The following is a 12,594-nucleotide window of genomic DNA, read 5'->3' as shown; positions in this document are numbered from 1 at the left end:
GCTTACTTCAGGCCCATCTTCTGCTCGTCGGCGCGGATGTCGACCAGCTCCGGGTCGTCCGCCGTCAGGCAGCCGCCGGGGGCGAAGCGCCAGCCGTTGCCGTCGGGGCTGGCGACCGGGCCGCTGTTGTTGGCGTTGTGGCGGTTGCCGTTGCCCACGTAGAAGGGCTTGCACAGGATGTCGCTCCTGAAGTCGCTCACCTTGCGCAGCGCATCGGTCACGCCTGCACGGTCGATCTTCTTCGGGTCCATCTTCAGCAGCGCCTGCGTCACGATGCGCGCTGCCACGTAGCCGCCTTGCGAGAAGGTGTCGCGCGGATCGCTCTTCGCGCCGTACTTGTCCATCACCGCAAGCCAGTTCTTGTTGTCGGGGCCGGCCGATTCGAGCGGGTTGAATTCGAGGTTGACGTCGAAGTTGCCCTTCCAGTAGGGCCCGATGGCCTTGGGCACGTCGGTGTTGTAGGCCGGCGCGGACGACACGAAGTGGATCTTCTTGCCGATGTTCTGCTGCTCGGCGGCCGCCAGCATCGGCACCAGGATGCCCTTGGGCACGTTCATGATGATGGTGTCGGGCTTCTTCGCGGCCGCCTGCAGCATGGTGGAGGTGGCGTCGGCCGAGCCGGGGTCGATGGCGATGGTCTCGACCTCCACGCCGTTCTTTCTGCCCCACTCCTTCGGCCCTTCGCAGGCCCAGTTGCCCAGGCTGGGGATGTTCGGAATGATGCAGACCATCTTCTTCGACTTGTACTTCTGCGCGGCGTACATGGCGGCGATGGTGGCCGACACGCGCGGCCCCGCGTTCACCGGCACGTAGTTGCGCGCGTTGAAGCACTCGCGCGGCACGCCGGTGCCGGCAATCACCATCACGCCCTCGTCGGCGTACATCTTGGCGTTGGCGCCGCACTCCACGAAGCTGGTGCTGCCCGCGAGCGCCACCACCTTGCGGTCCTTCACGAGCTTGGAGGCAACCTGCGCGGCGGTCTCCGGGTTCCACTGGTCGTCGACCACGATGTAGTCGACCGGGCGGCCGTTGATGCCGCCGTTGGCGTTCACGCACTTGAAGTACGCGGCCGCCGCCTGGCCCGAGGCGCTGAAGTCGTCGGGGCCGGTCTTGCCGACCACCGCGCCGATGGGAATGGGCTCGCCCGTTGCGGGCTTGCCGGTGTTGAGGCCGCAGTCGGGGCCCGACTGTGCCCATGCACCGCCCGCACCCGCGATACCCATGGCGCCGACCGCGAAGGACAGCGCAATCTTCTTCTGGATCTTCTTCATGATGGATGTCTCCTTTTCTGGTGATCGAAACCCGGCGGCTACACCGCCATGCACACGCTCTTGAGCTCGGTGAAGCTCTCGACCGCCGCGCGCCCCAGGTCGCGCCCGTAGCCCGACTGCTTCACGCCGCCCAGCGGCAGTGCGTTGTCGAGCACGTTGTGCGCGTTGACCCAGACCACACCCGCCTGCAGGCGCGGCACGATGCGGTGCACGGCCGAGAGGCTGTTCGACCACACGCTGGCGGCCAGGCCGTAGGCGCTGTCGTTGGCCATGCGGATCGCGTCTTCCACGTCGTCGAAGGGCACGACCGTCGCGACCGGGCCGAACACCTCCTCGCGCACGATGCGCATCGAGGGCTTCGCGTCGACGAACACGGTGGGCTTCACGAAGCAGCCGCCATCGAAGGCTCGGCTACCGCCGGTGACCAGCGTCGCGCCCTCGGCCACCGCACCGTCGATGTGCGCCATCACGCGGTCCATGTGGCGCCTGGAGACGAGCGGGCCGAACTGCGCCTGCGGGTCGAAGCCCGAGCCGATGTGCAGCCCCTCGGCGGCCTGCGCCAGTTGCGACACCACCTTGTCGAAGATGCCGCGCTGCACATACACGCGCGAGCCCGCGGTGCACACCTGCCCCTGGTGGAAGAAGATGCCGTTGGCCGCACCCTGCGCCGCCGCGGCCGGGTCGGCGTCGTCAAGCACGATCAGCGGCGACTTGCCGCCCAGCTCCAGCGTGAAGCGCGCCATGTTGTCGACGGCGGCATGGCCGATCTGCCGGCCCACGCCGGTCGATCCGGTGAAGCTGATCTTGCGGATGTCCGGATGCTGCGCGAGCGCCGCGCCGGCCGTAGCGCCACGCCCGCACACCACGTTGAGCGCGCCCGGCGGAAAGCCCGCCTCGATGGCCAGTTCGGCCAGCCGCAGCGCGGTGAGCGGTGTTTCTTCCGAAGGCTTGAGCACCACGGTGCAGCCTGCCGCGAGCGCGGGCGCGACCTTCCACAGCGCGATGGCCAGCGGGAAGTTCCACGGCACGATCGCGCCCACCACGCCGACCGGTTCGCGCCGCGTGTAGGTCACCCACTGCGGACCCGGAATACCGATGGAGTTGTCCAGCGTCTGGCCTTCGAGCTTGGTGGCCCAGCCCGCCATGTAGCGCACAAACTCGGCGCCCGCGCCCACGTCGACCATGCGGGCGATGCCGCGCAGCTTGCCGCTTTGCAGCGTCTCGAGCGCACTGAGTTCGTCGGCGTGCGCTTCGATCAGCGTCGACAGCGTGTAGAGCATGCGCTCGCGGTCGGCAGGGCGCAGCGACCTCCATGCGGCGCTCTCGAAAGTGCGGCGCGCGCTGGCGACGGCGGTGTTCACGTCAGTCGCGTCGCTGTCGGGTGCCTCGGCCACGGTCATCTCGGTAGCGGGGTCGACCACCGGCAGGTAGCTGCCGCTGGCGGGGGGCGCCTCGCGGCCGTCGATGTGGTTGCCACGCCGGCGCTGTGCCAGCAGGCCCACCTGGCCGAGGTGTTCGATCGACAGGTCTCGCAGATTCATGAAGGGGCTCCGGGGCGATGCGTTGAAGAAGAGAAAGAAGAAAGTGCTGTCACTGCATGGCGCGCGCCACGAGCAGCGTGTCTGTGAACTGCTCGAAGCGCCGCACCTTGCCGCCCTGCACCTGCCACACATGGGTGACGCGCGCGTGCATGGTCTTGCCGGTGGCGCGGTTGCGGCCGTGGTAGTCGCCAATGCCGACCACGGTGTCGCCGCCGTCGACCAGCCGCTCCAGCACGAAGCGGTAGCCCTCCCACTCGGCGCCCAGCGCCTTGAAGACCTTCTCGATCACCTGCGCCGGGCCGACGTGCGTGCCGGCGCAGGGAAAGCCGGCCATCTCGGTCCACTGCACGTCGTCGGACACGTCGGCGAACATGGCGTCGAGGTCCTGCCGGTCGGAGGCGGCGTAGTGATCGGCAACGATCTGGTGGGGCGTGCGCATGAAGTGAAGCTCCTGGTGTGACAGCTAAGAAGGGAAAGATCAGACCGGCCCGAACTCGGGCGGATAGAAGGTCTGCGAGGCCTTGCGCATGAAGGCGCCCGCGGGGTTGTTGGCGACTTCGCCGGCACCGGTGACGCCGAGGAACTTGCCAGTCGAGCGGCCGCGCGCAAAGTCGAAGAAGAACACCGACGCCACCGGAATCAGGAACTCGCGGAAGGTGAAGACGTACTGCTCGTCGTCGAACTTCCAGTAGCTCGCCAGGTCGACGTCGCCGTGGCCGCGCTGCACGCCGACCAGGCACTGCCAGGCGTAGCGCTCCGAGCTCAGGTAGGTGTGCTCGTAGGTGTGGTTGGGGCTGTAGGTCTGCCAGGTGCGCAGGCCGATGAGGTCGCGCGTGGCGTGCGGGACAAGGCCGGTGGCATCACCGCCTTCGAGCGTGCCGACCCAGAAGTCCTGCGGCACGCGCGGCTGGCCGGCGGCCTCCTCGGCACCGACGATGCGGCAGCGGATGGCGAGCACGCGGCGCGTGCGCGTGTTGAGCACCACGGTCAGTGCCTCGGTGGGCCGGCCGGCCTGCGTGATATCGAGGAAGAAGGTGTCTGGCGCGACCTCGATGGCCTCGTACCAGTCGCCCTGCGCCTGCCCGCCGCGTGCCCCCTCTTCCTGCCAGTCGATCGTGTGCTGCGTGCGCGGCTTCAATGTGAGGCGGAAGTCGGGCAGGGCCAGCACCAGCGTCCGGCCCGCAAGCGCGTCGGTGGGCGGCAGGCGGTTGGTGGCAATGCCGAGTGCGAACTGGTCGTAGGTCTTCCAGTCGGCGGGCTTGGTGGTGTCTGTGCTCATGGCGTCGTTGTTCCTTGCTCAGGCGTCGTGCGCGAAGGCGATGGTGGGAAGGTCCACGGCGCAGGCGCCGCCATCGACCATCAGCGAGCTGCCGGTGACCATCGCGGCCAGCGGCGAGGCGAGGAACATCACGGCATTCGCCACGTCCCCGGGGCTGGCGGCGCGGCCCATGGGCACGTCGCGCGTGACGAGGTCGTAGGCCGCATCGGTGCCGGCCAGGCGGTACTTGTCGACGAGCACCTGCATCTGTTCGTCGGCCATCTCGGTGCGCACCCAGCCCGGGCACACCGCGTTCACGCGCACGCCCTGCCTGCCGTAGTCACGCGCCAGCGAACGCACCAGGCCGATGAGCGCATGCTTCATCGTCACGTAGCCGACCACGCCCGGCCCTGCGAAGTGGCCTGCGAGGGAAGACAGCACGACGATGTTGCCGCGCCGCTCGATCAGCTCCGGCAGCAGTTCGCGTGCGCAGACGAAGGCGGTGTCGAGGTTCAGGCGCGTCGAGAGCGCCCACGAGGCGTCGTCGGTGGACAGCGCATCTCCCACGCCGTGGCCGCCCGCGTTGGCGACGAGCACGTCGACACGGCCGAGCTTCTCGCGTGCCTGGGTCAGTGCCCGGCGCACGTCTTCTGTGCTGGCGGCGTCGCCTGCCACCGCGAGGCCGTCGAGCTTCGAAGCGACGGCCTCGAGCTGCGCAAGGCGCCGCCCCATCAGCACGACACGGCCGCCCGCCGCGGCGAACTGCGCAGCGACCGCCGCACCGATGCCGGTGCCGCCGCCCGTGATGAACGCGACCTTGCCGGCCATGGAATCTCTCGTGGAACTCATTTGCTCTGTCTCCTTGTCGGGATCGACTCTAGGTTTCGGCGCGCATCGGCGATTGACCGAACGCGCAGAGTTAGTTGCCCGACAGCGCGAAGTCGGCGCAGCGCTCAGCCAGCATCACCGTGGGCGCGTTGGTGTTGCCGCTGACCAGCGATGGCATTACCGAGGCGTCGCACACGCGCAGCCTCGCCACGCCGTGCACGCGCATGCGCGCATCGACCACGGCCAATTCATCGCGGCCCATGCGGCAGGTGCCGCTCGGGTGGTAGACGGTCTTGGCGCGCTGGCGCACGTAGGCCTCGATGGCATCGTCGGTCAGGTCCTCAGCGGCGGACGGCGCGAGTTCCTCCGACACCAGCTCGCGCAGCGCCGGCGCGCGCAGGATGCGGCGTGCCAGCTTCACGCCGCGCACCAGCGTGGCGACGTCTTCCGGCGCCTGCAGGTAGCCGCCGTCGAACAGGATCGGTGCCATCGGATCGGCGCTGCGCAGCCGCACGCTGCCGCGCGATCGGGGCCGCAGGAAACAGGGGTTGATCGAGATGCCGTGGCCGGCCAGCGGCTCGCGGTCGACGTCGCCCACCAGCACCGGCAGCACGTGGAACTGCAGGTCGGGCCGACCTTCGCCGGTGGTGTCGACAAAGCCGCCGCTCTCGACCACGTTGGAGGTGAGAAGGCCGGTGTTGAAGAGCGTCCATTGCAGGCCGTGCTTCAGCGCGGCCAGGCCGCGGTCGTTGCCCAGCAGGCTGATCGGCTCGCGCGTGCGGCCGTAGACCGACACCTCCAGGTGGTCCTGGAAGTTCTCGCCCACGCCGGGCAGGTCACGCGCGACGGGAATGCCAAGCGCCTGCAGCTGCGCGCCGGGGCCGATGCCCGACAGCATCAGCAGCTTGGGCGATGCCAGCGCGCCGGCCGAGAGGATCACTTCCTGGCTTGCCGTGGCCACGATGTCCTCGCCGGTGCCGCCCTGGCCGGTGCGGTAGACCACGCCCGTGGCCGCGCCGTCCTGCGTCAGCACACGCATCACATGGGCGCCGGTGACCACCGTGAGCTTCGGGTTGCCGCGCACGGCCGCGAGGTAGGTGGCCGCGGTGCTCGCGCGCCGGCCTTCGAAGGTGGTCGTCTGGTAGAAGCCCACGCCGGCCTGGTCGGCGCCATTGAAGTCGTCGTTGTAGGCTAGGCCGCTTTGCTGCGCCGCGCGCAGGAAAGCCAGGCTCAGCGGGTGCCGGAAGCGCGTGTCGCTCACCTTCAGCGGCCCGCTGGTGCCGTGCAGCTCGCAGGCGAAGCGCGCGTTCGACTCGGCCTTGCGGAACCACGGCAGCACGTCGCTCCAGCTCCAGCCTTCGCAGCCCTGTGCCTGCCAGCCGTCGTAGTCGGCCGGCGTGCCCCGGATGTAGACCATGGCGTTGACCGAGCTGCCGCCGCCCAGCGTGCGGCCCTGCGGCACGAACATCCTGCGGCCGCCCGCCGCGGGTTGCGGCTCGCTCTCGTAGGCCCAGGTGCGCTCGGTGCCGATCACGCGCACGAAGGTGGCGGGCATGTGGATGAAGCGGTCGTTGTCGGGCGGGCCGGCCTCCAGCAGCAGCACGCTGCGCCCCGCCAGCGCCAGCCGGTGCGCGAGCACGCAGCCCGCCGAGCCGGCCCCCACCACCACGAAATCGAAAACCTGTTGCGCCATGTTCGTCCGGAGTTGTTGTTCCGCCCGGATGCTCGGCGCTGCGGCGCGCCATGGATCACCGAGGCGGGTTGGTGCAACTCAAAATGCGCTGTCGGTCAATGCCGGGGTGCCCTGCGACAATCGGGAAATGCCTTTCGCCCCATTGCAAAACGACACTTTCCTGCGAGCCTGCTGGCGCCAGGCCACCGACCACACGCCCGTCTGGCTCATGCGCCAGGCTGGCCGCTATCTGCCGGAGTACGTTGCTACCCGCGCCAAGGCGGGCAGCTTCATGGGGCTGGCCACCAACACCGACTACGCCACCGAGGTCACGCTGCAGCCGCTGGAGCGCTATCCGCTCGACGCGGCCATCCTGTTTTCCGACATCCTGACGGTGCCCGACGCCATGGGCCTGGGCCTGTCGTTCGAGGCCGGCGAGGGTCCGCGCTTCGCGCGCCCGGTGCGCGACGAAGCGGCCGTGGCCGCGCTCGAGGTGCCCGACATGGACAAGCTGCGCTACGTGTTCGATGCCGTGGCCTCGATCCGCAAGGCGCTGGACGGCCGCGTGCCGCTGATCGGCTTCTCGGGCAGCCCGTGGACGCTGGCCTGCTACATGGTGGAAGGCGCGGGCTCCAGCGACTACCGCCTCGTGAAGAGCATGCTCTACAGCCGCCCCGATCTCATGCATCGCCTGCTGGCCGTGAATGCCGACTCGGTGGCCGCGTACCTCAATGCCCAGATCGACGCCGGCGCGCAGGCCGTGATGGTGTTCGACAGCTGGGGCGGCGTGCTGGCCGACGGCGCGTTCCAGGAATTCAGCCTCGCCTACACGGCCCGCGTGCTGGCCGGCCTCAAACGCACCGGCGCCGACGGCCAGCCCGTGCCGCGCATCGTGTTCACCAAGGGCGGTGGCCTGTGGCTCGACGCCATGCGCGAACTCGACTGCGAAGTGCTGGGCGTCGACTGGACCGTGAACCTGGCCTCGGCGCGAAAGCAGATCGCCGAAGGCTCGGACGGCAAGGCCAAGGCCCTGCAGGGCAACATCGACCCCAACGTGCTGTTCGCGCCGCCCGCGCAGATCGAGGCCGAGGTGGCGAAAGTGCTGCAGGCCTTCGGCAAGCCCCACGCCGACCGCAGCACCCAGGGCCCAACGCACATCTTCAACCTGGGCCATGGCATCAGCCAGTTCACGCCGCCGGACCACGTGGCGGCGCTGGTGCAGGCGGTGCACGCCCAGTCGCGCGCGCTGCGCGGTTAACACTGCAGTCTTCGGGAACGGGCCGGCGGGGCACCGAGGCGCCCCGTAAAGTTGGTACGAAGCCGTTTGTCAAGCGCAAAAACGGCATATCGGTCTGACTTATGCACAAAACCCGTGTTGCACTGCGCAAGATTTTCCGGGGGACCTCCCTCTTTGCTCCTAAAGAGATAGCGACGCTAAGTTATTGATTTATATAGGATTTGAACTTTGCTTTTTTTCCGGGCATTCCAGCCAGAGCCTTGATTTTCAAGGCCCCGCAGCGAATCGAGCCGGCTTGTCAACAAAGTTATCCACAGAAACTCTGGACGGCCTCCAAAGCTCTGAAAAATCAACGACTTAAGCGCTCTTGCTCAAAGTCTCCTTAACAAACCTTTCCAAGAAGGACCGCTCATCTCCACAGCCGGCCTCCCCTCAGACAGCGCTTCCCAGCCGACGAACGGTGCGCCGCCAGCACTGCCGTGGCGACTCGACATCGCGGTGCAGACGCCCGCGCATGCCGCGCTCGGCGACCTGCTGAGCTACGCCAGCGCCGAGCCGATGCCGCCCGGCACGCTGGTGCGCGTACCGCTGGGCAAGCGCGAAGTGCTGGGCGTGGTCTGGAACGAGCCGGTTTCGCTGGTGGGTGCCGAGCCCGACATGGCGCTGAAGCCTGTGGGCGCGGCGCTCGACGCGCTGGCCCCGCTGGGCGAGGCGTGGCGCGACCTCGTGGCCTTTGCAGCGCGCTACTACCAGCGCTCGATCGGCGAGATCGCGCTGGCCGCCCTGCCGCCGCAGCTGCGCGACCTTTCGACGACGCAGCTGGCGCGCCGGCTCAAGCGCAAGACGACGGCCGGGCCAGTGGCCGAAACAGCCGAGTCGGCGAACCTGATCGCGCTGAGCGCGGAGCAGACGGCCGCCCTGGCGCGCATCGAGGCCGAAGCAGGTACTTTTTTGCTGGTCGGCAGCACCGGCAGCGGCAAGACCGAGGTCTACCTGCGCTGCGTGGCCGACCTGCTGGCGCGCGACCCCGAGGCGCAGGCGCTGGTGATGGTGCCCGAGATCAACCTCACGCCGCAGCTCGAAGCCCGCTTCAAGGCCCGCTTCGGCGAAGAAGCGGTGGTGTCGCTGCACAGCGGCATGACCAACCCGCAGCGGCTGGCGAGCTGGCTGGCGGCGCACAGCGGCGCGGCGCGCATCGTGCTGGGCACGCGCATGGCGGTGTTCGCGTCGGTCCCGGGGCTCAAGCTCATCGTGGTCGACGAAGAGCATGACCCGAGCTACAAGCAGCAGGAAGGCGCGCGCTATTCCGCCCGCGACCTCGCCGTGTGGCGCGGCCAGCGCGAAAAGGCCAAGGTGATCCTGGGATCGGCCACGCCCTCGCTCGAAAGCTGGCACCAGAGCCGGCCCGCCGACGGCGAAGACCCGGGCGGGCGCTATGTGCGGCTGGCCATGCCATCGCGCATCGGCGCGGGCGAACTGCCGGCCGTGCGGCTGGTCGACATGAACCTGCAGCCGCCGAAGACGGTGATTTCGGGCGCGCTGCTCGACGCCATCGGCCAGCGCATCGCGCGCGGCGAGCAGAGCATGATCTTCTTGAACCGGCGCGGCTATGCACCGGTACTGGCCTGCGGCGATTGCGGCTGGAAGAGCGAATGCCCGCACTGCAGCGCGTATCGCGTGTTCCACAAGATCGACCGCACGCTGCGCTGCCACCACTGCGGCTTTACCGAGCGCGTGCCGCGCGCCTGCCCGGCCTGCGGCAACCCCGACATCGCGCCCGTGGGCCGCGGCACCGAGCGGCTCGAAGAGCACCTGGCCGAGCTGTTCTCGGCCGTGAAGCACCCCGACGGCAGCGCGGTGCGCATCGCACGCATCGACGCCGACAGCACCAAGAAGCAGGGCGCGCTCGAATCGCAGCTCGCGGCCGTGCACGCGGGCGAGGTCGACGTGCTGGTCGGCACGCAGATGATCGCCAAGGGCCACGACTTTCGCCGCATCACGCTGGTGGCGGCGGTGAACCCCGACGGCGCGCTGTTCTCCAGTGACTTCCGCGCGCCCGAGCGGCTGTTCAGCCTGCTGATGCAGTCGGCCGGCCGCGCGGGCCGCGATGCCGCGTATCTCGCGGCGCAGGGCGCAAAGGCCGAAATGTGGATCCAGACGCACCATGCGCAGCACCCGCTGTTCATGGCGCTGCGCAAGCACGACTACGCCAGCTTCGCGCAGCAGCAGCTCGACGAGCGCCGCGCGGCCGGCATGCCGCCCTTCGCGTTCCAGGCGCTGCTGCGGGCCGACGCGCGAGAGCAGTCGGTGGCGCAGGGCTTCCTGAACATCGCAGCCGATCAGGCCGAGGCGATACCGGGCTCCGACCTCGTCACGCGCTACCCGGCGGTGCCGCTGGCGATCCAGCGCGTAGCCAATGTGGAGCGCGCACAGATGCTGATCGAAAGCCCCTCGCGCGCCGCGCTGCAGCGGCTGCTTGCGAGTTGGCAGCCGCTATTGCACGAGCTGCGGCGCACGCCGGAGGGCAAAGGCGTGATCCGCTGGCTCGTCGACGTCGATCCGCACAGCATCTGAGCCGATGGATCGGCGACTGGTCAACCTGAGACCGCGGTTTCAGTGGTAGCCAGTGGGCTCCTTGCCCATGTCCACATAACGCAGCTCGTTGTGCCTGCGCCGCGCGATGCTCACGGGCCAGGCGAACACCACGAGGCTCAGCGCGGCGAGCGCGAGCCCGGTGGCGGTACCGAACTTGCCGGCATGCCAGAACCAGCCGACGCCGGCGAGACATACCAACCACAGCAGGATGCGAAAAAGAATTGCCATTGCGCGCCCCTTCACACCTTTGACTTGCAAGCACTGTAGCAGCGCATCTGCAAACTCAAGCATTCATCTGAAGTCATAGCGATATCTATGTCTTACGGCCTGCCTCGGCCTACCCGAAAATTTGTGAAAAAAGAGTTGACGACATGCCTCGTCGCTGTTCAAGCTGTAACAGCGCGCGAACTCCTCGCGGGTTTCGCGTTCCAAACTGGCTCGCTCATCGAAGGCAAAGGGTAGGTCGCCGTGAAACCGCCGTCTTTCTCAGGTTGGGTTCTCTCGCTCGCGTCGTGCCTCGCCTGCGTTTTTGCCGCACCCGCCGCCTCGGCGGCCGAGCTCGATCTGCAGGGCAGCCGCCTGGTGGTGTCGGGCATGCTCGACGGCACCGCGATCAAGGAATTCACCGACCAGCTGGGCAGCGGAACAGTCCATACCGTGGTCTTCGAAGACTCATTCGGCGGCACCGCCGAAGCAGCGGGTGCGTATGCCGACGCCATCCGCGCGAGCGGCGTGCAGACCGAAATACGAGGCCAGTGCATGGCCGCCTGCGCCTATGCCTTCCTGGCCGGCAAGACCCACCGCTTCGGCTACGGCCTGCAGGTCAACGGCATCCTGCTGCCGGTCGCGTCGCGCCCCACGGCCGCCGAGCTGGCAATACGCTGGCGCGGCGAGGAGGCCCACAAGACGCTGGCCGACTTCACGCCCACCACCACCTCGGCAGCCAAGCCGGTGGAAGCCAGCGCCCCGCCCGTCGTCAAGGACAACTGGCAGCCCGACCACGGCGTGCTCTTCACCGCGAGCCCGACGCTCTTCGGCCGCATCTACAACACCTACTACTGCGACGGCACGCAGGGCCGCGACTTCTCGAAGTGCGAGCGCCTTGCCGATGCCGATCCGTACAAGCTCGGCGTCCTAACCCCGTAGCACGCTCACCGCGAGCGGAAAGCTGAAGAAGGCGATCGCCGTCGTCCACAGGATGATGCGCGCGATGCGTCCGTTGTCCGCACCGAAACGCTCGGCCAACATCGACACGTTGCTCGCGCTCGGCAGCGCCGCGACCAGCACGATCACCACCAGCGCCTCGTGCGACAGCGGCAGCCCGAGCGCGATGGCACCCAGCCCCAGGCCCCACACCAGCAGCGGATGCGCGAGCAGCTTCACCGCCACCACCGGCAGCACGTCGCTCCACGGTGCCTTGGTCGCAGGGCTGCGCGCCGTGGTGCCCATGGCCTCGGCCACCGCCGCGCTGGCGCCATGCTCGCGCGCCAGCAGCGCCGAACGGGCCAGCACCGCCCCGATGGTGAAGAGCGCCACCGGCGAGGCCGCATCGGCCAGCATGGCGATGGTGCGCTCGATGGGCCCGGGCAGCGGCCAGCGCGCAGCCGACAGCAGCACGCCCAGCAGGATCGACCACGGCATCGGGTTGACCAGAATCCCGCGCAGCGCCTTGCGCGCGGCCTGCGTGGCACCATGCCGCCCCGCGCCGCCTGCACCGTCGAGGCGCGACAGCGCAATGCACAGCGACGAAGTCACCACGAGGTCGAACGCGATCGTGATGATCATCGGCCCCGCTGCCTGAGCCCCAAGAATGGCCACCAGCAGCGGCACGCCCATGAAGCCGGTGTTCGGAAACGCCGCCACCAGTGCGCCGAAGGCCGCGTCGTTCCAGCCGATGCGCGCATTGCGCGTGAACGTCACCACGCCCGCCACCACGGCCAGCGCGCTGATGCCCCAGACCAGTGCAACGCTGCCGTCCAGCAACTGGCCGATGGGCGTGCCCGCGCCGAAGCGCAACAGCATGCACGGCAGCGCGAAATACAGCACGAAGGTGTTGAGGCCGGGAATCGCGTCCAGCGGCAGGATGCGGGCGCGGGCCGCGCCATAGCCGGCCGCGATTAACGCGAAGAAAGGGAAGGTAACAAGGAATACAGGCAGCACCGGACCATTGTCGTTGCCCACCAGCAGCTGCA

The 12,594-nt window shown here is 68.6% G+C and carries 11 protein-coding genes; 3 read left to right on the top strand and 8 right to left on the bottom strand.

The features are described from left to right. Positions 1–2: 2 nt before the first annotated feature. The 6 genes from BLW48_RS25770 to BLW48_RS25745 form a co-directional block, all read right to left on the bottom strand. Positions 3–1,271, bottom strand: coding sequence for an ABC transporter substrate-binding protein (locus BLW48_RS25770; RefSeq protein ID WP_093178266.1), 1,269 nt, complete (start codon positions 1,269–1,271; stop codon positions 3–5). A gap of 38 nt (positions 1,272–1,309) precedes the next feature. Continuing rightward, on the bottom strand, positions 1,310–2,812 hold the full coding sequence (locus BLW48_RS25765) for an aldehyde dehydrogenase family protein (protein WP_093178264.1): 1,503 nt from the start codon (positions 2,810–2,812) through the stop codon (positions 1,310–1,312). 49 nt (positions 2,813–2,861) lie between these two features. After that, positions 2,862–3,251: a nuclear transport factor 2 family protein gene (locus BLW48_RS25760; protein ID WP_093178263.1), complete on the bottom strand. Its 390-nt coding sequence runs from the start codon at positions 3,249–3,251 to the stop codon at positions 2,862–2,864. 39 nt (positions 3,252–3,290) lie between these two features. Then, positions 3,291–4,091, bottom strand: a complete 801-nt coding sequence (locus BLW48_RS25755) for a MoaF C-terminal domain-containing protein (protein ID WP_093178261.1) — start codon at positions 4,089–4,091, stop codon at positions 3,291–3,293. 18 nt (positions 4,092–4,109) lie between these two features. Continuing rightward, positions 4,110–4,919 (bottom strand): SDR family NAD(P)-dependent oxidoreductase, encoded by an 810-nt coding sequence (locus tag BLW48_RS25750; RefSeq protein WP_177142409.1) that lies wholly within the window; start codon positions 4,917–4,919, stop codon positions 4,110–4,112. Positions 4,920–4,989: 70 nt separating this feature from the next. After that, positions 4,990–6,591, bottom strand: a complete 1,602-nt coding sequence (locus BLW48_RS25745; protein WP_093178258.1) for a GMC family oxidoreductase — start codon at positions 6,589–6,591, stop codon at positions 4,990–4,992. A gap of 127 nt (positions 6,592–6,718) precedes the next feature. On the opposite strand from BLW48_RS25745, the gene hemE reads away from it, so the two are divergent. Both hemE and priA read left to right on the top strand, forming a co-directional pair. After that, positions 6,719–7,828 carry a uroporphyrinogen decarboxylase gene (gene hemE / locus BLW48_RS25740; RefSeq protein WP_093178257.1) on the top strand — a complete coding sequence of 370 codons (1,110 nt, stop codon included), beginning with the start codon at positions 6,719–6,721 and terminating at the stop codon, positions 7,826–7,828. A 477-nt stretch (positions 7,829–8,305) separates the two neighbouring features. Further along, a complete protein-coding gene (gene priA, locus BLW48_RS25735; protein ID WP_093178255.1) occupies positions 8,306–10,381 on the top strand; it encodes a replication restart helicase PriA in 2,076 nt (691 codons plus the stop codon). A 39-nt stretch (positions 10,382–10,420) separates the two neighbouring features. On the opposite strand, the gene BLW48_RS25730 is transcribed toward priA, so the two are convergent. Then, on the bottom strand, positions 10,421–10,630 hold the full coding sequence (locus BLW48_RS25730) for a hypothetical protein (protein WP_093057220.1): 210 nt from the start codon (positions 10,628–10,630) through the stop codon (positions 10,421–10,423). 240 nt (positions 10,631–10,870) lie between these two features. On the opposite strand from BLW48_RS25730, the gene BLW48_RS25725 reads away from it, so the two are divergent. Beyond that, the gene (locus BLW48_RS25725; RefSeq protein WP_093057219.1) at positions 10,871–11,548 is read left to right on the top strand and encodes a hypothetical protein; all 678 of its coding nucleotides are present in this window, start codon (positions 10,871–10,873) and stop codon (positions 11,546–11,548) included. On the opposite strand, the gene BLW48_RS25720 is transcribed toward BLW48_RS25725, so the two are convergent. Further along, positions 11,537–12,562, bottom strand: coding sequence for an AEC family transporter (locus BLW48_RS25720; protein WP_093178383.1), 1,026 nt, complete (start codon positions 12,560–12,562; stop codon positions 11,537–11,539). The genes BLW48_RS25725 and BLW48_RS25720 overlap by 12 nt on opposite strands. Between the last annotated feature and the right edge of the window lie 32 nt (positions 12,563–12,594).

Source organism: Variovorax sp. YR266, assembly GCF_900107295.1.
Taxonomy (GTDB): Bacteria; Pseudomonadota; Gammaproteobacteria; order Burkholderiales; family Burkholderiaceae_C; genus Variovorax.
Note: the sequence above shows the minus strand (reverse complement) of the source record. Positions and strands in the feature narration are given on the sequence as shown.